This is a genomic window from Pseudomonas sp. B13(2017), from assembly GCF_002113245.1.
GTDB lineage: Bacteria > Pseudomonadota > Gammaproteobacteria > Pseudomonadales > Pseudomonadaceae > Aquipseudomonas > Aquipseudomonas putida_Z.
Map to the genome: position 1 here is coordinate 72,654 of NZ_NEJX01000003.1, position 21,341 is coordinate 93,994.

The 21,341-nt window shown below is 63.9% G+C and carries 19 protein-coding genes; 6 read left to right on the plus strand and 13 right to left on the minus strand.

Going from position 1 to position 21,341, the window contains the following annotated elements; genetic code table 11:
• Nucleotides 1–190 precede the first annotated feature (190 nt).
• Nucleotides 191–1,648, plus strand: coding sequence for a membrane-bound lytic murein transglycosylase MltF (gene mltF, locus CAG44_RS05560; RefSeq protein WP_085587563.1), 1,458 nt, complete (start codon nt 191–193; stop codon nt 1,646–1,648).
• A gap of 110 nt (nt 1,649–1,758) precedes the next feature.
• Here mltF and tadA read toward each other — a convergent pair whose 3' ends face one another.
• The 6 genes from tadA to CAG44_RS05590 form a co-directional block, all read right to left on the minus strand.
• On the minus strand, nt 1,759–2,238 hold the full coding sequence (gene tadA / locus CAG44_RS05565; RefSeq protein ID WP_075043916.1) for a tRNA adenosine(34) deaminase TadA: 480 nt from the start codon (nt 2,236–2,238) through the stop codon (nt 1,759–1,761).
• On the minus strand, nt 2,238–3,620 hold the full coding sequence (locus CAG44_RS05570; protein ID WP_085691736.1) for a multicopper oxidase family protein: 1,383 nt from the start codon (nt 3,618–3,620) through the stop codon (nt 2,238–2,240). The genes tadA and CAG44_RS05570 overlap by 1 nt, the downstream gene beginning before the upstream one ends.
• Nucleotides 3,621–3,709: 89 nt before the next feature.
• Complete coding sequence (locus CAG44_RS05575; protein WP_256573493.1) at nt 3,710–5,137, minus strand: M48 family metallopeptidase; 1,428 nt, start codon at nt 5,135–5,137, stop codon at nt 3,710–3,712.
• A gap of 76 nt (nt 5,138–5,213) precedes the next feature.
• Nucleotides 5,214–5,912, minus strand: coding sequence for a hypothetical protein (locus tag CAG44_RS05580; RefSeq protein ID WP_256575216.1), 699 nt, complete (start codon nt 5,910–5,912; stop codon nt 5,214–5,216).
• Nucleotides 5,872–6,537: a hypothetical protein gene (locus tag CAG44_RS05585; RefSeq protein ID WP_354316173.1), complete on the minus strand. Its 666-nt coding sequence runs from the start codon at nt 6,535–6,537 to the stop codon at nt 5,872–5,874. The genes CAG44_RS05580 and CAG44_RS05585 overlap by 41 nt, the downstream gene beginning before the upstream one ends.
• Complete coding sequence (locus CAG44_RS05590; protein WP_085587555.1) at nt 6,534–6,980, minus strand: hypothetical protein; 447 nt, start codon at nt 6,978–6,980, stop codon at nt 6,534–6,536. Before CAG44_RS05590 ends, CAG44_RS05585 begins: the two co-directional genes overlap by 4 nt.
• Nucleotides 6,981–7,157: 177 nt before the next feature.
• On the opposite strand from CAG44_RS05590, the gene CAG44_RS05595 reads away from it, so the two are divergent.
• Nucleotides 7,158–8,102 (plus strand): helix-turn-helix transcriptional regulator, encoded by a 945-nt coding sequence (locus tag CAG44_RS05595; protein WP_085587553.1) that lies wholly within the window; start codon nt 7,158–7,160, stop codon nt 8,100–8,102.
• Between the two features lie 58 nt (nt 8,103–8,160).
• Here the strand turns inward: CAG44_RS05595 and guaA are convergent, their stop codons facing one another.
• From guaA to CAG44_RS05615, 4 genes are all read right to left on the minus strand, one after another.
• Nucleotides 8,161–9,738 (minus strand): glutamine-hydrolyzing GMP synthase, encoded by a 1,578-nt coding sequence (gene guaA, locus CAG44_RS05600; protein WP_013971139.1) that lies wholly within the window; start codon nt 9,736–9,738, stop codon nt 8,161–8,163.
• Nucleotides 9,739–9,816: 78 nt separating this feature from the next.
• On the minus strand, nt 9,817–11,286 hold the full coding sequence (gene guaB / locus CAG44_RS05605) for an IMP dehydrogenase (RefSeq protein ID WP_013971138.1): 1,470 nt from the start codon (nt 11,284–11,286) through the stop codon (nt 9,817–9,819).
• A gap of 86 nt (nt 11,287–11,372) precedes the next feature.
• Entirely contained in the window at nt 11,373–11,930 is a 558-nt protein-coding gene (locus tag CAG44_RS05610) for a sugar ABC transporter ATPase (protein WP_075043909.1), read from the minus strand.
• A gap of 51 nt (nt 11,931–11,981) precedes the next feature.
• On the minus strand, nt 11,982–12,737 hold the full coding sequence (locus CAG44_RS05615) for a sulfite exporter TauE/SafE family protein (protein WP_025337879.1): 756 nt from the start codon (nt 12,735–12,737) through the stop codon (nt 11,982–11,984).
• A 97-nt stretch (nt 12,738–12,834) separates the two neighbouring features.
• Between CAG44_RS05615 and CAG44_RS05620 the strand changes: the two genes are divergently transcribed.
• From CAG44_RS05620 to leuA, 4 genes are all read left to right on the plus strand, one after another.
• Nucleotides 12,835–13,713, plus strand: coding sequence for a LysR family transcriptional regulator (locus tag CAG44_RS05620; RefSeq protein ID WP_013971136.1), 879 nt, complete (start codon nt 12,835–12,837; stop codon nt 13,711–13,713).
• A 136-nt stretch (nt 13,714–13,849) separates the two neighbouring features.
• Entirely contained in the window at nt 13,850–15,229 is a 1,380-nt protein-coding gene (xseA, locus tag CAG44_RS05625; protein ID WP_061303230.1) for an exodeoxyribonuclease VII large subunit, read from the plus strand.
• Between the two features lie 3 nt (nt 15,230–15,232).
• The gene (locus CAG44_RS05630; RefSeq protein ID WP_085587547.1) at nt 15,233–16,060 is read left to right on the plus strand and encodes a M23 family metallopeptidase; all 828 of its coding nucleotides are present in this window, start codon (nt 15,233–15,235) and stop codon (nt 16,058–16,060) included.
• 431 nt (nt 16,061–16,491) lie between these two features.
• Entirely contained in the window at nt 16,492–18,165 is a 1,674-nt protein-coding gene (gene leuA / locus CAG44_RS05635; protein WP_075043907.1) for a 2-isopropylmalate synthase, read from the plus strand.
• Nucleotides 18,166–18,403: 238 nt separating this feature from the next.
• On the opposite strand, the gene CAG44_RS05645 is transcribed toward leuA, so the two are convergent.
• From CAG44_RS05645 to zwf, 3 genes are read right to left on the minus strand one after another with little or no spacing between them, the layout of a single operon-like run.
• Nucleotides 18,404–19,084, minus strand: a complete 681-nt coding sequence (locus tag CAG44_RS05645; RefSeq protein ID WP_025337874.1) for a bifunctional 4-hydroxy-2-oxoglutarate aldolase/2-dehydro-3-deoxy-phosphogluconate aldolase — start codon at nt 19,082–19,084, stop codon at nt 18,404–18,406.
• A gap of 17 nt (nt 19,085–19,101) precedes the next feature.
• Nucleotides 19,102–19,815 carry a 6-phosphogluconolactonase gene (gene pgl, locus CAG44_RS05650; RefSeq protein ID WP_085691738.1) on the minus strand — a complete coding sequence of 238 codons (714 nt, stop codon included), beginning with the start codon at nt 19,813–19,815 and terminating at the stop codon, nt 19,102–19,104.
• Complete coding sequence (zwf, locus tag CAG44_RS05655) at nt 19,802–21,271, minus strand: glucose-6-phosphate dehydrogenase (RefSeq protein WP_085616745.1); 1,470 nt, start codon at nt 21,269–21,271, stop codon at nt 19,802–19,804. Before zwf ends, pgl begins: the two co-directional genes overlap by 14 nt.
• Between the last annotated feature and the right edge of the window lie 70 nt (nt 21,272–21,341).

The window sequence follows — 21,341 nt, forward strand, 5'->3', positions numbered from 1 at the left end:
GTGTTGCCTGCTCCGGCCCTATCGCCGGCAAGCCGGCTCCCACAGGTATACCACCACCCTCAAGGCCTGCGTTGTACCTGTGGGAGCCGGCTTGCCGGCGATAGGGCCGGTAAAGCACAGAACCTGCTACCAGACAAGCTAACAGTTGTCGAGATATGGTTGGGCCAGTCCTTTGCGTATACTGCAACCTATGTTCGCCCACACTGCTTTGCGCCAGCGTTGCGCCAGATGGCTTTTCGCAACCGGACTCTTTCTGCTGCTCGGTGCCTGCGTTGAAAAACCCAGCACCCTCGAGCGCGTGAAGGAGGATGGCGTGCTGCGCGTGATCACCCGCAACAGCCCGGCCACCTACTTCCAGGACCGCAACGGCGAAACCGGCTTCGAATACGAGCTGGTCCAGCATTTCGCCGAGGATCTCGGCGTAAAGCTGCAGATCGAGACCGCCGACAACCTCGACGAGCTGTACGACAGCCTCGGCAAGCCCTCCGGCCCGGTGCTGGCAGCGGCCGGCCTGGTCACCAGCGAACGGCGCAAGGCCCAGGTCAGGTACTCCCACCCTTACCTGGAAGTGACCCCACAGGTCATCTACCGCAACGGCCGCACGCGCCCCACCAACGCCAAGGGCCTGGTCGGCAAGAAGATCATGGTGCTCAAGGGCAGCAGCCACGCCGACCAGCTGGCCGAGCTGAAAAAGCAGTACCCGGGCCTGGAATACGAAGAATCCGACGCCGTCGAGGTGGTCGACCTGCTGCGCATGGTCGACGAAGGCCAGATCGACCTGACCCTGGTCGACTCCAACGAGCTGGCGATGAATCAGGTGTACTTCCCCAACGTGCGGGTTGCCTTCGACCTGGGCGACACCCGCGACCAGCGCTGGGCGGTGGCGGCCGGTGAAGACAACAGCCTGCTCAACGAGGTCAACGATTTCCTCGACAAGGCGCAGAAGAACGGCACCCTGCAACGCCTGAAGGACCGCTACTACGGCCATGTCGACGTACTGGGCTATGTGGGGGCCTACACCTTCGCCCAGCACCTGCAGCAGCGCCTGCCCAAGTACGAGAAGCACTTCAAGAGCTACGCCAAGGTCGAGCAGGTGGACTGGCGCCTGCTGGCCGCCATCGGCTACCAGGAATCGATGTGGCAGCCCGAGGTCACCTCCAAGACCGGCGTGCGCGGCCTGATGATGCTGACCCAGCGCACCGCCCAGGCGATGGGCGTGTCCAACCGCCTGGACCCGAAGCAGAGCATCCAGGGCGGCGCCAAGTACTTCATGAAGATCAAGGAAGAGCTCGACGACAGCATCCAGGAACCGGACCGCACCTGGTTCGCCCTGGCCGCCTACAACGTCGGCACCGGCCACCTGGAAGACGCCCGCACCTTGGCCAAGCGCGAGAAGCTCAACCCGAACAAGTGGCTGGACGTGAAGAAGATGCTGCCGCGGCTTTCGCAGAAGCAGTGGTATCGGCAGACCAAATACGGTTATGCACGTGGCGGCGAGCCGGTGCATTTCGTGGCCAACATCCGTCGCTACTACGACATCCTCACCTGGGTGACCCAGCCGCAGCTCGAAGGCCAGGTGGCCGAGGGCAGCCTGCATGTGCCCGGGGTGAACAAGGACAAGCCGGCAGAGCAGTCGCCGCCGATGTAGGCCTGTCAGGGCCCTATCGCCGGCAAGCCAGCTCCCACAGGTTCTCCACTGTCCCCAGGCCTGCAGATATCCTGTGGGAACTGGCTTGCCGGCGATAGGGCCCTGACAGGTTACCCCTTGGCCCGGCGGGCCTTGAAGAAGTCACTGAGGATCTGCCCGCACTCCTCCGCCAGCACTCCGCCCTCCACCATCACCCGGTGGTTCAGGAAGCCCTGCCCGAAGAACTGCCCCTGGCTCTGCACGATCCCCGCCTTGGGCTCCAGCGCGCCGTACACCACCCGCATCACCCGCGAATGCACGATCAACCCCGCACACATGCTGCACGGTTCCAGGGTCACATACAGGGTGCTGCCGGGCAGCCGGTAGTTGCTGGCGGATTTCGCCGCCGCGCGAATGGCCACCATCTCGGCGTGCGCACTGGGGTCACTGTCGATGATCGGCCGGTTGAAGCCCTGCCCGATCACCTGCCCATGCTGCACCAGTACCGCGCCCACCGGCACCTCGCCCATGGCCGCGCCTTCGGCAGCCAGGTCCAGGGCCAGGCGCATGAATTCCTGATCGCGGCTGCGATCGATGATCTGCGGGCGCATCAGACCACCGCGATCGCGGCCATCAGGCCGGTTTCCATGTGGTCGATGACGTGGCAGTGGAACATCCAGGTGCCCGGGTTATCCGCGACCAGCGCCACCTGGGCGCGCTCGTTCTTGCCCAGCAGGTAGGTATCGGTGAACCACGGCTCCTTGATGTCATGGCGGTTGGAGGCGATCACCTTGAAGCTCATGCCGTGCAGGTGGATCGGGTGCTGGTACTGGGTCATGTTCTTCAGCTCGAAGATGTAGCTCTTGCCCTTCTTCAGCGTGGCAATCGGCCGCTCGGCGCAAGTCTTGTCGGTGATATCCCAGGCCTGGCCGTTGATCTGCCACATGCTCGACGGCCTATCCTGGTCCGTAGTGACCGAGACTTTCGCCGCCCACTCGAAATTGAAGTTGAGCTTTTCGGCATTCTCCAGGTCCGGCTCGGCGATCGGGTTGGGCGGTAGCGCCGGCGGCCAGTCGCTCGGCGCGTCGTTACTGGCCACCGAACGCAGGGTGCCCAGACGCACGAAACCGTCGCGCAGGGAGATCTCCTCCCCCGCCTCGGGAATACGGATAGCCAGGCATATACGCATGCCTGGGCCGAGCCAGTAGTCATCGTCCAATGGGCGCGGGGTTACCGGGTTGCCGTCCAGAGCATAGATTCTTGCCTCGCAGTTGCCCTTGAGGTTGAGGCGGTAGGTCCAGGTGTTGTCCAGGTTAAGCAGACGCACCCGCACAACCTGGCCGGCTGGCAGCTCGGTGACCGAATCGGCCTGGCCATTGATGGTGATCAGGCGCCCGGCGGTGCCGTTGCGCGCCGCCTCACGCGGGATGCTGAACGGCAACCAGGCGCCCTGCTCGTCCACGTGCCAGTTCTTCAGGCTGAGCGTGCGTTCATGCTGGAAGCCGGTCGGCTCGCGCTCCTCGACGATCAGCGGGCCGACCAGGCCACGGCCCAGCTCTTCGGAGCTGCTGACGTGCGGGTGGTACCAGTAGCTGCCGGCATCCGGCACACGGAACTTGTAGTCGAAATACTCGCCGGGCTTGACCGGCAGCTGCGACACATAGGGCACGCCGTCCATTTCCAGCGGCAGGCGGATACCGTGCCAGTGGATGGTGGTTTCGACCGGCAGGTGGTTGATGAAGCGCACCCGCAGCCAGGTACCCTGGCGCACGCGCAACTCGGTACCCGGTGCCGACGGGCCGAAGGCCCAGGCCTCGGTCTTGTGCCCAGGCACCAGTTCGACGTCCAAGGGCGCTGCGATCAGCTCATAGTCGTGGCCGGCGTTGTCATCTTCGACCTTGCCCAGCCAGTAACGCGCCGCGCCACCGGCGCCCAGGCCAACCACAACCAGGCCGGTCAGGCCCTTGAGCATTTGTCGACGGGTGAAGGACATCGGTGCGGGTACCTCGTGTTCTGCGCAATCAAGCTGCCAGCATGGCTGACGATGAAGGGCGAATACGATACACCTGCAAATGGGAAATATTAAGTGAAGTCTCTTTGGATGCTGCCAGCAGCCTTGCTATCGCACGTGCTGTCGGGGCCCAGACAAAGGTCGTTGAACCATTGCTGGTCCCCACCGGACGGCACGCGCAAGGCCGCCTGCAGCAATTGCGGGTCGAGCAGGATGTCCAGGTTGTTCAGGCGCGTGGCGAGGTCGGGGTGCGTATCGAACGGATGGGTAGTGGCCAGCCCCAGCACTTCCTCGCCCAGTTGCAACGGCGTGCCTTGCAGGTGCGCCGCCAGCGCCTGCAAAAGGTTGCTGCCACCGTGTGCGACCAACAAGCCGTCGATCACCTGACCCAGGGCAATCACCCGTAACAGTGCCTGTACGAACAGCTTCGGGCCAGCGACCTCGGCACCTGCCCGATCAGCCAGCAATTCCTGTGCACGCCCCCAGTGATGAACCGCAAGCTGGAAATGGTGCAAGAACTGCCCGGCCAGCCACAAGGTGGGCCGAACCACCCAGCGCGGAGCATCCTCGTCGCCGACCATGGCCGAATAATGCGCGCACATCAGGCTGAATCGCGCACTGGTTTCGCTGCCCCGCTCCGTATCACGGCGCCTGAAATGGCCCAGTTCGTGACCGATGATCGAGGCCGCCTCGGCCTGGCTCAAGGCGGCCAGGCAAGGTAGAGGCAGATACAATGTGCGCCCCCTGAGGACCTGCCCGTCGGGCTGCAGCAGAATCGGAACGCTGGTGACGAAAAACCCTTGGTCAAGCCCGACCACGATATGGTCCGGGGCCGGCGCGTGCAGTTGCGCTGCCAAGGTCTCGATCCACTGCCACACCGCTGGGGTCGCCTGCCTGCCGAGCGGGCGGGCTAGAAAACTGGCGGTCGGAGACTGCATCAGCGGCCACTGCCGACGCATTCGCCAGACCTGGCGAACACACACAACCAGAACAGAGGCCAGCGGCAGCACCACGATCAGCACCGTCATGCCGCCCTGCGCTGCGCGGCTCGCTCCGGAACTGGCCTCGTAGAGCAACGACAGGCAAAGCGAACCGGCAAGCATGATCATGTAAATGCTCAAGCAACAGCCCAGGCCCTGCCAGCTGGCCATCATGCACTCATGCAGGTAGGCCGCAGAACGCAGCGCCCGCCAGGCGTCCAACTTCAGCTTGAGCCAGGCCCAGAGGCCTGCCAGCAAAGCGGCCACCGCCAGCCAGCAGCTCACACTGGCCATAATCTTGCGTACGCTTACCCAGTGGCGATCCGCATCGAGCAGGTCCAGATGGCGCTGCAGGGCCTGTCGCGGATCGACATACGTGGCAAGCTGCTTGCGGGCTTCCCACGGCAATTGCCGTAACAACGTCTCACTGGGGGCAGCCAGCCATTGCCGTATGGTCCGGGCCTGATCCTGCGCCGTGTCAGCCCGCCAGTACTGCACTTTACCCCAGCCGAACAGCACCAGTGGCAGCAGCAGCAGGATCAGGCCCCAACCGAAGCGCCTCATTGCCCCATAGCGCCAATGGTCACGATCAGGCTCATCTGGCCGCTTCACCCAGACGCGCCACGCCCGGATACAACTGCGCCAACGTACGCCTGGCCTGGGCCGCTTGCACATAGGCATAAAGCAGATCCACCAGTTCCTGCAGGCCAAGGCGTCGCCCGGCCACGACGGGCGTGCACAACCACAGCCTGACGCGCAAGCCGCCCGAGACAACTACCGCGTCAGGCGAGGCCAGCGCCCTGAAACAGGCCGGTGCCAGCGCTGGTGCATGGCTGAACGCCGACACGGTAAAGATCAGCCGGGTGGTGAAGTAACCCTGCTCGACCTCGAAACCGTCGAAGGAATGCAGTGGGGTCGGCGCCTGCGCGTTGGCGAAGCACAGGGTATCTGGCGTTACGCTCAGCACCCGCTTGCCGTGCCGGCGGTATAGCACGACGGCGCAGGCTAGCCCCGCCACCCCGACGCCGGCCAGGCCGAGACCGAAACCAGACATCAGCCAGATGACACCGCTGCTGGCACCGGGACTGAACTGCACCGCCAGAGCGGTCAGCCATATTCCCAGTGCGCCGAACAGCAGGCCAATCACAGCACAGGCCAGCGCCTTGCCGAGCGAGCGCTCCAGCAGTACGAAGCTGTCGGTGGGGCCATCAGCCTGCTCCTGCAGGTACGCGAGGTGGGCTTCGCGTTCGCCGTTATCCATCGGTCTGCAACAGATCCAGTTGCCGTTGCGCATGTGCCGCATCGCGGTAGGCCGCCAGCAGGGCGAGCACTTCCTCGTTCCCCAGCTTGCGTCCGTTGCTGGCCAGGCCTGCGGACATGATGCGGATCTGCGGTCGCGGTTTCTTCAACACCATGGCCTGGTTACCGAAGAACTGCAGTTTCACCACATGATGCTTTGGCAGGACGGCTTCGCTGCTCATTTCCAGCGTCTGCACCATGACCAGCCCTTCATCCTTGACCGAAACGTCTTCTACTTCCGCCAGGTCTACCGGTGCATCCAGCGTATCGACAAACAATTGCCGGCGGGTCAGGCGCATGAATACCTGGGTACCGGCATTACGGTGTTGCCAGGTCACCGCTGCTGCAATCAAGGTGATGAAGACACCGGCTGCAACCGCCCCCAAGCGTTCAGGGTTGAATGTCACGGCCGTGATGATCAGGGAACCCAGCAACAATACTGGCCCCCAGACCCGGTAACGCCGGGAGTTGGTGAACTCGCTCTGCTCGGGCACGCGCTCGATCACTTGCTTGAGCTCAGCGATCACTCGGTCGCGCTGGGCGGCACGGCTTTGCTCATAGTCCTGACCGAGCGAGCCAGACAGCTCGGACAGCGGGTCGTTGAACTCGCCCATGGTCATTGCGCCTCCGTGTTCTGTGCTGCCAGGTAATCGGTAAGGAATGCCTGGGCATTGCCCTGATGCGACAGCCCTTCCGAATAGCCGACCTGCATTGCCTGAGCCTCACCCGGCAGATACAGTTCGCCGCCCCAGTTGCCCTGGATGATCAGCACAACGTATTTCTTGCCATTCACGGTGGTGGAGTAACGGGTATCCCTGCTGGTTTTTTCCACCTGCATTTTCTGGATGCGCATGTTCCAGTCGTGATCGACGCCCTCGATTTGTACCAGCGCTTCGTTGGCGGCGCGTTCACCGATGCGCAGCGTCCACACCTTGGTACCTTGCGTCCCCGTGTAGGCAACTACCTGGTCAGCCACTTCCGGCCGTTCTTCAGCGTGAACCTGGCCCAGCCACAGGCTGAGCGCAGCCACCAGAAGGGCAGTCCATTTGCGATAAGCGAGCATGTCTTTTCCATCCTGAATCGGAACAAACGCCCATTGAAATAAGCCTGGTCCGAATAGCCAACCCCGCTGACCGGTTCGCACAACAGACAGCGCCGTGCGCACAATGGCTGTCGCTGAAAATGTGCACGCGTTACCATTTCCGGCCATGCCGCCCTCAGCCAAGGATGCCTAGCGCACATGCGATCGATCAGCCCCTACCTCGACACCGACTTTTCATTCGATAGCCCCGGCTCACTCGCCGAGGCCGGTGTGCTGGACGCGAACAGCGCGCGGGTGATGGGCAGCGCGTCCGGCCACTATCGGGCGCAGACGGTACACGACGGGTTGCAGTACTTCGATTGCAACCTGCAATTTCCGGAGCCGCTGAAGATCGACAAAGTGCTGCCGCAAAGCCTGTGCATCGTGCAGGTGTTCGACGGGGCGTGGCAGCACACGGTGGACGGAAGGCTCAACAGTTATGCCTCTGGCCAATTGCACATGCTGGGCCTTGGTGAAAGCCTGGAGGCGCAGGACCAATTGCCCGCCAACAGTCACGCCCGTATGGCCGGGGTACGTATTGCTGGCGATTACCTGCACGAGCTGGCCCGGGACGACGCGCAGCTGAAGCCTCTGCTGGCGCTGGTCGCCGATGGCATGCGCTTCGACCAGTTGCCGCAGTGCCCAGCGGTAAGCCGCCTGTTCCAGCAGCTCTATCTGTCGCCCTACACCGGCGGGCTCAGGCGCCTGCATTGCGAGAGCCTGAGCCTGGCCATCGTGCTGGAGCTGGCCAGCCACCTGATCGGGCACAGGTCTGCCGAGAAGATTCAGGACCGGGGGCGCCGCGATCTGGCCGTTGAAACGCGCCGCCAGCTCGACGAAAACCTGAACGCCCCGCCCACTGCTGCAGCCCTCGCTCGCCAATTGGGGGTGAGCGAAACCACCATGCGCCGCGCATTCAGCCACGAATACGGCCGGTCGCTCCTGCAATACGTTCGGCAACAAAGAATGGAACTGGCCCGCGCCCTTCTGCTGGAGCGTCGATGGCAGGTATCGCAGGTTGCCTACCATGTCGGCTACGCCAACCCTGCCAATTTCTGCCATGCCTACAAGGCGTATTTCGGGCATTCTCCCGGGGCCGAGTAGGGTTTGGCAAAAAAAAGGGCCTGCAATGCAGGCCCGTTTCATTAACCGCGAGGCGGGATCATTCCCACTCGATGGTCGCTGGCGGCTTGCTCGACACGTCGTAGGTAACGCGCGAGATACCGTCGATTTCGTTGATGATACGGCCGCTGACGGTTTCCAGCAGCTCGTACGGCAGGTGCGCCCAGCGCGCGGTCATGAAGTCCACGGTCTCGACGGCACGCAGGGCCACGACCCAGGCGTAGCGACGGCCGTCGCCAACGACGCCGACCGACTTGACCGGCTGGAACACCACGAATGCCTGGCTGGTCTTGTGGTACCAGTCGGCCTTGCGCAGCTCTTCGATGAAGATGTGGTCAGCGCGACGCAGGATGTCGGCGTATTCCTTCTTCACTTCACCGAGGATACGCACGCCCAGGCCCGGGCCCGGGAACGGGTGGCGGTAGACCATGTCGTACGGCAGGCCCAGCTCCAGGCCGATCTTGCGCACTTCGTCCTTGAACAGTTCACGCAGCGGCTCGACCAGCTTGAGGTTCATTTCCTCAGGCAGGCCACCGACGTTGTGGTGCGACTTGATCACGTGGGCCTTGCCGCTCTTGGCGCCAGCCGATTCGATCACGTCCGGGTAGATGGTGCCCTGGGCAAGGAACTGGATGTTTTCCAGCTTGCTGGCTTCGGCATCGAACACGTCGATGAAGGTGCGGCCGATGATCTTGCGCTTCTTCTCCGGGTCGGCTTCGCCGGCCAGGTTGTCGAGGAACTGCTTTTCAGCGTCGGCGCGGATGACCTTGACGCCCATGTTCTCCTTGAACATGGCCATCACCTGGTCGCCTTCGTGCAGGCGCAGCAGGCCGTTGTCGACGAATACGCAGGTCAGCTGGTCGCCGATGGCGCGATGCAGCAGTGCGGCAACGACGGAGCTGTCGACGCCGCCGGACAGGCCCAGCAGGACGTTGGCCGAACCGACCTGCTCACGCACCTGGGCAATGGCGTCTTCGACGATGTTGGACGGAGTCCACAGGGCTTCACAGCCGCAGATGTCCTGCACGAAGCGGGACAGAATGCGACCGCCCTGCTTGGTGTGGGTCACTTCCGGGTGGAACTGCACGCCGTAGTAGCCGCGCGCGTCGTCGAACATGCCGGCGATCGGGCAGCTCGGGGTGCTGGCCAGCACGTGGAAGTTGCCCGGCATCTGGGTGACCTTGTCGCCGTGGCTCATCCACACGTCCAGGCCCAGTACGCCGTCGGCGTCGATGTGGTCTTCGATGCCGTCGAGCAGGCGGCTCTTGCCGACCACGTCCACGCGGGCATAACCGAATTCACGCAGGTCGGAACCTTCGACCTTGCCGCCCATCTGCTCGGCCATGGTCTGCATGCCGTAGCAGATGCCCAGCACGGGTACGTTCAGGTCGAACACCGCCTGCGGAGCACGCGGGCTGTTGGCTTCGTGGACCGACTCGGGGCCGCCGGCGAGGATGATGCCGCGCGGGTTGAATTCGCGGATCGCTTCATCGTCCATGTCGAACGGATGCAGCTCGCAGTACACGCCGATTTCGCGCACGCGGCGGGCGATCAGCTGGGTGTACTGGGAACCGAAATCGAGGATCAGGATGCGGTGAGCGTGAATGTCGAGGGCCATGACTCAATCTCGTCAGTGGAAATCGGAAACGACGCGGGGCTGTCATGACAGCCCCGCATGCTTGTATTGCTTGAAGCCTCAGCCTACGCGGTAGTTAGGGGCTTCTTTGGTGATCTGCACGTCATGCACGTGGGACTCGGCCATGCCGGCACCGGTGATGCGCACGAATTCCGGCTTGGTGCGCATCTCTTCGATGGTTGCGCTGCCGGTGTAGCCCATGGACGAACGCAGGCCGCCCATCAGCTGGTGGATGATCGCGGCCAGGGCGCCCTTGTAGGGAACACGGCCTTCGATGCCTTCCGGTACCAGCTTCTCGGCGCCGGCCGAGGAGTCCTGGAAGTAGCGGTCGGACGAGCCTTGCGCCTGTGCCATGGCACCCAGCGAGCCCATGCCGCGGTAGGCCTTGTAGGAACGGCCCTGGAACAGTTCGACTTCACCCGGAGCCTCTTCGGTACCGGCGAACATCGAACCCATCATCACGCAGGAAGCACCGGCGACGATGGCCTTGGACAGGTCACCCGAGAAGCGGATGCCGCCGTCGGCGATCAGCGGCACGCCAGTGCCTTCCAGTGCAGCGGCAACGTTGGCGATGGCGCTGATTTGCGGCACGCCGACGCCGGCAACGATACGGGTGGTGCAGATCGAGCCCGGGCCGATACCGACCTTGACCGCGTCAGCGCCAGCTTCGGCCAGAGCCTTGGCGGCAGCGCCGGTGGCGATGTTGCCGCCGATCACCTGCACTTGCGGGTAGGTTTCCTTGACCCAGCGAACGCGATCGATCACACCTTTGGAGTGACCGTGGGCGGTGTCGACCACCACCACGTCAACGCCAGCAGCCACCAGGGCGGCAACGCGCTCGCCGGTGTCCTTGCCGGTGCCGACCGCGGCGCCGACGCGCAGGCGACCCTGGTCGTCCTTGCTGGCCAGCGGGTAGGCCTTGGCCTTTTCGATGTCCTTGACGGTCATCATGCCCTTGAGGTTGAACTTGTCGTCAACGATCAGGACTTTTTCCAGGCGGTGCTTGTGCAGCAGCTCGCGGACTTCGTTCTTGTCGGCGCCTTCGCGGACGGTGACCAGACGCTCTTTCGGGGTCATCACGTCGCGGACCTTGGCGTCCAGGCGGCTTTCGAAGCGCACGTCACGGGAGGTGACGATGCCGACCAGGTCGCCGTTCGCCAGCACCGGAACGCCGGAGATGTTGTTCAGGCGGGTCAGGTCGAACAGGTCGCGCACGGTGGCGTCGGCGTCGATGGTGATCGGGTCCTTGACCACGCCAGCCTCGAACTTCTTGACCTTGCGGACTTCGCTGGCCTGCTGTTCGATGGTCATGTTCTTGTGGATGATGCCGATGCCGCCTTCCTGGGCCATGGCAATGGCCAGGCGCGCTTCGGTCACGGTATCCATGGCGGCGGAAACCAGCGGAATGTTCAGCTCGATGCCGCGGGTCAAACGGGTCTTGAGACTGACTTCATTGGGCAGTACCTCGGAATAGCCAGGTACAAGGAGGATATCGTCGAAGGTCAGGGCTTCTTGGCTGATACGCAGCATCGCGGGGGCTCCCGGGCGGGAAAAATGGAAGCGCGCCATTATACTCATGCACGGCGCGCCGCTCAATGCAAAATAAGGGCCTTCGGTCAGCCTTGTGGCAGTTTTACCTGTACCACGGTCACCGGCTGGTCGAGCCAGTCGGCGAAGCTGTCGAGAAAGGCCTGGGTGAACCCGGCCTCGCCCCAGTTGTTGAAGATGAACCCCAGGTTGGAAAAGGCACATGGCTGCAGGTAAATGAAGCCATTGATGTCATCTTCGAAGCCGCACAACGGGCAGGTGAAGTTGTCGCTCACCGCCGGCATCCATTCTTCCAGGCTTTCGAACAGCGGCTCACCCACCTCGCGCCGGCACTCGGGGCAACCGGCCTCTTCGAGGAAACCTTCGGTAGGGGTATAGATGCAGCGCTTGAGCATCACCTCCAGGCCGTTGACCTGCTCGCCGAAGGGCAGTTTCTGCGGGTGCAGGGCCACTTTGCGGGCACCTTCGGCCAGGGCATGGCCCATGCGGTTGCCGGTGCGGCCACAGGTGGTCAGCTGTTCCTCGACGACTTTCTCGCGCACCAGCCAGCGCAGGATGGCGCGGGCCCGGGCTTCGTGCACCGGGACGGTAGACAGCTTGGGAACGATGATGCTCTGGGTGTTCATGAACGGGACAAGCCTGAAAAACTGCGGTATTGGCGCAATTCTACCGCCTGCTCAGGCGCTCAGGTAGCGACCGATCAGCGCCAGGCCGCTGGCCAGCACCAGCCAGGTGACCAGGCGCACGAAAGCTTCGCGGGACAGCCGGTGGGTGAGCCTGCGCCCTACCCAGAGGCCGACGAGCATGACCGGCAACAGGCAGGCCGCGAGCAGCAGCAGGTTCTGGTCGGCATAGACGCCTGCGATCAGGAACAGCGTCAGGCGCACCACCGTACTGCAACTGATCAGCGCGCTCTGGGTAGCGCGCACCTGCTCCTTCACCTCCAGCCGCGCGCTCAGGTACAGGGCATAAAGGAAGCCGCCGCTGCCGAACAAGGCACCGAACAGCCCGCCTGCCGTGCCCATCGGCATTGCCCAGAAACCCGACAAACTGGCCGGCCGCACCTTCACCGCCAGCCCGTACAGGGCATAGGCCGTGACGAACAGGCCCATCAGCAGCAGCAACAGGTCGGACTTCAGCTGTAGCAGGAATACCACGCCCAGCGTGCAGCCAATGGCCATGAACGGCAGCAGCCGCAGCAGTTCGCCGCGCACGACATCGCGGCGTGAGGGCAGCAGGTTGCCGAAGGCGGCGACGAAATCCAGCAGCACCAGCAGCGGAATGATCCGCGACAGCGGCATGAAGTGGATCAGCACTGGGCCGGCCACCAGCGCGGTGCCGAAACCGGCGATGCCGAAGACGATGTAGGCAGCGCCGACACCAAGCAGGATGGGCAGCCAGTCAAGGCCGGAAAACGACAGTTGGGCGAGCATGGCAGCAGTTCCTGGGAAGACAGGCAAAGGTTAGCCAGCCATGAGCCATGCCGACTAATATGCCTTTGTCGCCACACTCATCTCGAAAAGGCATGACATGACGTCGATCCGCCAATTGCGTTACTTCGTGGAAATCGCCGAATGCGGCAGCTTCAGCGCTGCCGCCGAGCGGCTGTACATCGCCCAGTCGGCGCTGAGCCGGCAGATCAAGGAACTGGAGCAGCAACTGGGCACGCCGCTGTTCGAGCGCACCGCGCGCCTGCCGCGACTGACACTGGCTGGCCAGGCCTTCCTGGAACGGGCGCGGCGCTTGCTGGCCGACCTGGCGCAGGCCGAGAGGGTTACCCGCGATATTGGCGAAGGGTTGCAGGGCAGCCTGCGCCTGAACCACTCCAGTACCGTACCGCTGACCGGCCCGTTGCTGGCTCGCCTGGGCGGCTACTTGCGCGACAACCCAGGGGTTTCGCTGGAAATTGCCCAGCAGTCGTCGGAGGCTCAACTGGAGGATATCGCTGCCGGGCGGTTGGATATCGGCCTGCTGCGCTTGCCGGTGCTGCGCCAGCATGAAGGGGTGGTGCTGCATGAACTGTTCAGCGAACCCCTGCTGCTGGCGGTCGCCGCCGCGCATCCCTTGGCCAGCGCGCCACAGGTGAAACTGGAACAACTGCGGGAAGAGCGCTTCATTTCCATTCCGCACCGGGACCGTGGCGGGCTGAGCTACCTGTCGGCCTCGATGTGCATGGAGGCAGGCTTTTTCCCGCGCGCGGCGCAGGTGCTGTCGCGCAAGACCACCCAGTTGCAGCTGATACAGGCGGGGTTTGGGGTGGCGTTGTTGCCGGAATGCATGCGTGAGATTGCGCCAGCCTCAGTCAGCTTCGTGGCGCTGGAGGGGGGGTGTGAGAGTACTGTGGCGATGGCTTGCAGGCGGGATGCAGGTTCGATGGTGCGCCAGTTCGTGACGGCGATGCAGGCCTGAAAGGCCCCATCGCCGGCAAGCCGGCTCCCACAGGGACAGCATGAGGCCCAAGCCAGCGCGATACCTGTGGGAGCCGGCGTGCCGGCGATAGGGCCGGGACAGACAACCGGGTCCGATGTCCTTTATGATGCCCGCCATGATCAGAGACCCTTTCGAACGACTCGGCCTGGACCGCGAGGTCCTTACCGTCAGCCAACTCAACGGCCGCGCCCGCGTGCTGCTGGAAGACGTGTTCCGCAGCGTGTGGGTGGAAGGCGAGATTTCCAACCTCGCTCGCCCGGCGTCCGGCCACATGTACTTCACCCTCAAGGACAGCGGCGCACAGGTGCGTTGCGCGCTGTTCCGGCAGAACGCCACGCGGGTGCGCCAGGCCCTGCGCGACGGCCTGGCGGTGCGGGTACGCGGCAAGGTTTCGCTGTTCGAAGGGCGTGGCGACTATCAGCTGATTCTCGACACCGTCGAGCCGGCCGGTGATGGCGCCCTGCGCCTGGCCTTCGAAGCACTGAAGGAAAAGCTCGGTGCCGAGGGGCTGTTCAGCGCCGAACGCAAGCAGCCGCTGCCAGCCCACCCGCAGCGCATCGGCATCATTACCTCGCCCACCGGTGCAGTGATCCGCGACATCATCAGTGTGTTCGGTCGCCGCGCCCCGCAGGTGGAGCTGAACCTGATCCCCACCGCAGTGCAGGGCCGCGAAGCCATTGCACAGATCGTGCGCGCGATCCGCCTGGCCGATAGCCTGGGGTTCGATGCGCTGATCCTGGCCCGGGGCGGCGGCTCGCTGGAAGACCTGTGGTGCTTCAACGAAGAAGCCGTGGCGCGGGCCGTGGCCGCTTGTGTCACGCCGATTGTCAGCGCCGTGGGCCATGAGACCGATGTCTCGATCAGCGACTTTGTCGCCGACGTGCGCGCGCCCACACCCTCTGCCGCTGCCGAGCTGCTGGCCCCCGACAACAGTGGCCTGCAGCAACGCCTGGATGGCCTGCAACGGCGCCTGCTGTTGCGCATGCAGAACCGCCTGACCCACGACCGCCTGCGCCTGGAGTCGCTGACCCGGCGCCTGCGCCACCCGGGCGAGCGCCTGCGCCAGCAGGCCCAACGCCTGGACGACCTGGACATGCGCTTGCGCCGCGCGTTCATGCTCAACCTCAACCAGCGCCACGAGCGCCTGGCACGCCTGGATACCCGCCTCGCCGCGCAGCACCCGGGGCGCACCCTGAAACTGCTGGGCCAACGCCTGGACAGCCTGGCCGAGCGCCTGCCACGGGCCATGCGCGAGGTGCTCAAGGACCGCCGCCAGCGCTTCCAGGCCCAGTTGCAGACGCTGCAGGTGGTCAGCCCGCTGGCCACCCTCGCCCGCGGCTACAGCATCCTGCTGGACGAACAGGGCCAGGCCATCCGCAGCGCCGAACAGACCCGCAATGGCCAGCGCCTGACCGCCCGCCTGAACGAAGGCGAGCTGTTGGTGCGGGTCGAAGACAACCACCTGACCCCGGTCACCCTCTCACTTCTGGACTGACACATGCCCCGCCTGCTCGCGCCCCTGCTTGCCCTTTCCCTCCTGCTGCTGGCCGGCGGCGCCCAGGCCAGCTACATCACCCGCACGCTGAACAAGCCGGTACCCGGCGGCGTGGCGGTGGTCGCCCTCGGCCCCGCCGCCAGCGCGCCCAGCGCCCGCTTCGACGGCAAGCCGGTGCTGGTGGTGAAAGAACAGGACAACTGGCTGGCCATCGTTGGCATCCCGCTGACCCAGAAGCCCGGCACCGCGGTGCTGAGCCAGGGCGGCCGTACCCTGCCCTTCACGGTCGGTAGCAAGAAATACCCCGAGCAGCGCATCACCCTGAAGAACACCCGCCAGGTCAACCCGAACCCGGCCGACCTCAAGCGCATCGACCGTGAGCTGGCCGAGCAGATCAAGGCCTATCGCAGCTTCAGCCCGACCCTGCCGAGCAACCTGATCCTCGACAAGCCGGTCAGTGGCCCGCTGTCGAGCAAATTCGGCGTGCGCCGTTTCTTCAATGGCGAAGAACGCAACCCGCATGCCGGGCTGGACTTCGCGGTGCCGGCCGGCACGCCGATCAAGACCCCGGCCAATGGCAAGGTGATTCTGGTGGGCGATTACTTCTTCAATGGCCGTACGGTGTTCGTCGACCACGGGCAGGGCTTTATCAGCATGTTCTGCCATATGTCGAAGATCGATGTGCAGGTGGGGCAGCAGTTGCGCCGGGGCGAGGTGGTGGGGCGTGTGGGCTCGACCGGGCGGGCTACCGGGCCGCACATGCACTGGAACGTCAGCCTGAACGATGCGCGGGTGGATCCGGCGATTTTCATTGGCGCGTTCCAGCCCTGAGATCGCGGCGCCTGCTTCGCGGGCATGCCCGCTCCCACAGGTCCCGCGCAGGATTCGAGGCCTGTGGTAATCCTGTGGGAGCTGGCTTGCCGGCGATGAGGCCAGAGCAGGTAAACTCGCTTCCAAGGTGTTGCGCCATCGAAAAATACTGCGCAAAAATCGAGAAGTACTCAGAAAATTACAGCGATAAAATCTCGCCTTTCAGCTTTTTTTAAGCATTCCTCTCAATTTTTCCTGAACGCTTGCCATCCCCCACCCCACTGGTTAGGGTTGAAGGCATGAAAACCTTCAGCACCCTCATCCTGCTCCGACAACATCGCAGCCTCTGCCTGGTCAGCGCCCGACTACCAGGCTGAATCGCGTCGCCTCGCCTTTCATCTCGTTATCGCTCGGCAGGCCCGATCTCGGCCGCACACAAAAGGATTGCTTCCATGACCATGCTCAAAGACCCTTCGAAGAAATACCGCGCTTTCCCGACTATCGACCTGCCTGACCGTACCTGGCCGTCGAAGACCATCACCGCCGCGCCAATCTGGTGCAGCTCCGACCTGCGTGATGGCAACCAGTCGCTGATCGAGCCAATGGATTCGGAGAAGAAACTGCGCTTCTGGAAGACCCTGGTGCAGGTTGGCGTGAAGGAAATCGAAGCCTCGTTCCCGTCCGCTTCGCAGACCGATTTCGATTTCGTGCGCACGCTGATCGAAGACGGCCACATCCCGGACGACACCACCATCCAGGTGCTCACCCAGGCCCGTGAAGACCTCATCGCCCGCACCTTCGAGTCGCTGCGCGGGGCGAAGAAGGCCATCGTCCACCTGTACAACGCCACCAGCCCGTCGTTCCGCCGCATCGTCTTCAACCAGGACAAGCAAGGCGTGAAGGACATCGCGGTGAACGCGGCCAAGCTGTTCGTCAAGTACGCCGCCCAGCAGCCGGAAACCCAGTGGACCTTCCAGTACTCGCCGGAAACCTTCAGCGCCACCGAGATGGAGTTCGCCAAGGAAGTCTGCGACGCGGTCATCGAGGTGTGGAACCCTACCCCCGAGCACAAGATCATCCTCAACCTGCCGGCCACCGTGGAAGTGTCCACCCCGAACATCTACGCCGACCAGATCGAATGGTTCTGCCGTAATGTCAGCCGTCGCGACAGCGTGATCATCAGCCTGCACTGCCACAACGACCGTGGCACCGGCATTGCCGCCACCGAACTGGGCCTGATGGCCGGTGCCGATCGCGCCGAAGGCTGCCTGTTCGGCAACGGCGAGCGTACCGGTAACGTCGACCTGGTGACCCTGGCGTTGAACCTCTACACCCAGGGTATCGACCCGCTGCTGGACTTCTCCGACATCGATGGCGTGCGCAAGGTGGTCGAAGAGTGCAACCAGCTGCCGGTGCACCCGCGCCACCCGTACGTGGGCGACCTGGTCCACACCGCGTTCTCCGGCTCGCACCAGGATGCCATCCGCAAGGGCTTCGCCAAGCAGCAGGAAGGCGAGCTGTGGGAAGTGCCTTACTTGCCGATCGACCCGGCCGACATCGGCCGCAGCTACGAGGCGGTAATCCGCGTCAACAGCCAGTCGGGCAAAGGCGGCATCACCTACCTGCTCGAGCAGGAATACGGCATCAGCCTGCCGCGCCGCATGCAGATCGAGTTCAGCCAGGTAGTACAGGGTGAAACCGACCGCCTGGGCCTGGAAATGACTGCCCAGCAGATCTACAGCCTGCTGCACAAGGAATACCTCCAGGCCAACGCCCCGTACGCGCTGGTCAGCCACCGCCTGCAGGAAGAGAATGGCCACAGCGCCGTGGAAGTGGAAGTTGCCGGTGAAGGCGAAACCACCCTGCACTGGCGCGGCAAGGGCAACGGCGCGCTGGAAGCACTGGTGGCCGGCCTGCCGATTGCCGTGGAGATCATGGACTACAACGAGCATGCCATTGGTGCCGGTACCAACGCCAAGGCCGCGGCCTATATCGAACTGCGCGTGGCCGGTGGCCGCCCGGTGCATGGTGTGGGTATCGATGAAAACATCACCACGGCCAGCTTCAAGGCACTGTTCAGCGCGCTGAACCGCTCGCTGAGCCTGCAGGAAGCCAAGGCGGCCTGAGCCGTACCGCAATGAATGAGAAAGCCCGCATCGTTTGATGCGGGCTTTTTTGTTGGCCTGTGCCGGCCTCTTCGCGGGCTTGCCCGCTCCCACAGGTACTGCACAGCTCCCGAGAGCGGCGCAATCCTGTGGGAGCGGGCAAGCCCGCGAAAGGGCCGGTACAGGCGCTGCAAGATCTCCAGGCAAAAAAAAGGGGCGCCGACCAAGCGCCCCACAAGCCGTAAAGCACACAACAAATTCAGTTGGCGTCCAGCAGCGCCATCGCCTCCGCGCTGCACGCTTCGATCCGCGCCCAGTCGCCGTTCTTGATCCAGCTGCTGTCGAGCATCCAGGTACCACCCACGCACATCACATTGGGCAGCGCCATGTAATTGCGCACGTTGGCCGGGTTCACACCGCCCGTAGGGCAGAAACGAATATCGCCGAACGGGCCGCCAAAGGCCTTGATCGCCGCCACGCCGCCGCTGATCTCCGCCGGGAACAGCTTGAAGCGGCGGTAGCCCAGGGCGTAGCCCATCATGATTTCGGACGGCGTGCTGATGCCTGGCAGCAGCGGGATCTCGCTGTCCACACCGGCTTCGAGAATGTCCTGGGTAATGCCTGGGGTAACGACGAATTGCGCACCCGCAGCTTCAACGGCGGCGAACATACCGCGATCGAGCACGGTGCCGGCGCCGACACAAAGCTCCGGGCGCTGCTCGCGCAACACCTGGATGGCCTTCAGGCCATATTGCGAGCGCAAGGTCACTTCCAGGGTACGGATACCGCCGGCGGCCAGGGCGTCAGCCAGCGGCAGGATGTCTTCCTCACGGGCGATGGTGATCACCGGCAGGATGCGCGCCTTTTCGCAAATGGCGTCGATCCGTGCGGCTTTGTCGGCCATCGAGAGCTTGGGCTGTGGGCGTTCGAGGGTGGTCATGACTGTGGATCCTTGGCTCATGGGCACCAGTAGATGTCCAGGGGGGCGTGAAGAAAAGCGCGAATCGGCATTTCGGTAAGGTCGTTGCCAGCCAGCGCGGCGCGCAGGGTAGCGAGTTTGCCCTGCCCTTGTACGGACAGCGCGGTAAAGGCGGAGCTGGCCAGCAGCGAGCGGGTCATCGACAGGCGCTGGTGCGGCACGCTCGGTGCCAGCAAGGGCAGGCAGCGGCGTGGGTTGGCCAGGTCGAGGCCTGCCTCCAGGTTGGGGCTGGCGGGGAACAGCGAAGCGGTATGGCCATCATCCCCCATGCCCAGCACCAGTACGTCGATCGGCGGCAGCTCGGCCAGGGCCTGATCGGCCTTGCCCGCAGCGGCATCGAGGTTCTCCGCCTGCTGGTAAAGGCCAACGAAGCGGGCCTTGGCCGCCACGCCCTTGAACAGGTGGCGAGCCAGCAGGCCGGCGTTGCTGTCGGCGTGCTCCACCGGCACCCAGCGCTCATCGGCCAGGCTGACGGTGACCTTGGCCCAGTCGAGGTTTTCGCTGGCCAGCTGCTCGAGGAACGGCACCGGGCTGCGGCCACCGGACAGCACCACGCAGGCCTGGCCCTTGGCGGCAATGGCCGCACGCAGGCGCTCGGCCACGTCATGGGCCTGGGTTGCGGCCAGAGCCTTGGCATCCGCCAGCTCGTGTACCTTCACAGCCGCTGGCAGTTTCAGTTCAGATATCCCCATACCACGCCCTCCCATCGCGTGTGATCAGTGCAATCGAGCTCATCGGCCCCCAGGAGCCTGCCGCGTATGGCTTGGGCGCATCGCCCGCGTTACGCCAGCCGGCGATCAGCTGGTCGCACCACTTCCAGGCATACTCGATTTCGTCCTTGCGCACGAACAGGTTCTGGTTACCGCGCATCACTTCGAGCAACAGCCGCTCGTATGCATCCGGAATCCGTGCACTGCGCCAGGTATCGGAGAAATTCAGCTGCAACGGGCCGCTGCGCAGTTGCATGCCTTTGTCCAGGCCCTGCTCCTTGGTCATCACCCGTAAAGAGATGCCTTCGTCCGGTTGCAGGCGGATGATCAGCTTGTTACCGATCTGCAAACGCTGTTCCGGGGCGAAGATGTAGTGCGGCGTTTCCTTGAAGTGGATGACGATCTGCGACAGCTTCTGCGGCATGCGCTTGCCGGTACGCAGGTAGAACGGCACCCCCGACCAGCGCCAGTTACGGATGTCGGCACGCAGGGCGACAAAGGTTTCGGTGTCGCTCTGGGCGTTGGCGTTGTCTTCTTCCAGGTAACCAGGCACCGGCTTGCCATCGCTGTAGCCGGCGATGTACTGGCCGCGCACCACACGGGTGCTCAGCCCTTCACCGGTGATCGGTGCCAGGGCCTTGAGTACCTTGACCTTCTCGTCACGGATGGCATCGGCCGATAGTTCGCTGGGCGGGTCCATGGCGATCAGGCACAGCAGCTGCAGCAGGTGGTTCTGGATCATGTCGCGCAGCTGGCCGGCCTTGTCGAAGTAGCCCCAGCGGCCTTCGATACCGACCTTCTCGGCGACGGTGATCTCCACATGGGAGATGGAATTCTGGTTCCACTGGGTTTCGAACAGGCTGTTGGCGAAACGCAGGGCGATCAGGTTCTGCACCGTTTCCTTGCCCAGGTAGTGGTCGATGCGGTAGACCCGGCTCTCTGGGAAGAACCGCGCCACGGCATCGTTGACCCGGCGCGACGACTCCAGGTCGTGGCCAATGGGCTTCTCCAGCACCACCCGGGTGCGTTCGGCCAGCCCGGCCTTGTCGAGGTTTTCGCAGATGGCCCCGTACACCGCCGCAGCGGTGGCGAAGTAGGCGATCAGCGGCAGCTCGCCCGGCAACTGCTCGGCCAGGGCCTGGTAGCCCTCGGGCTGGAGGAAGTCCAGGTGCTGGTAGCTCAGCCTGGCGAGGAAACGGCCCAGCGCGGCGGGCTCGATATCGGCCTCGGGCACATGCCGGCGCAGGTGCGCTTCGATGCTGTCCAGGTGGCCCTGCGCACTACCGGCCTCGCGGGCCAGCGCCAGCAGGCGGGTTTCCGGGTGCAACAGGTTGGCCCGGTCGAGCTGGTAGAGCGCAGGAAACAGCTTGCGCAATGCCAGGTCGCCGAGGGCGCCAAACAGGGCAAAGGTGCAAGGTTCGACACTGATCGCAGCCATGATGTTGGTTCTTTCCTAAAGTTGGTCTAGGAATACCGCTTTCACATACGGTTTTCAAGGGATAATGTAG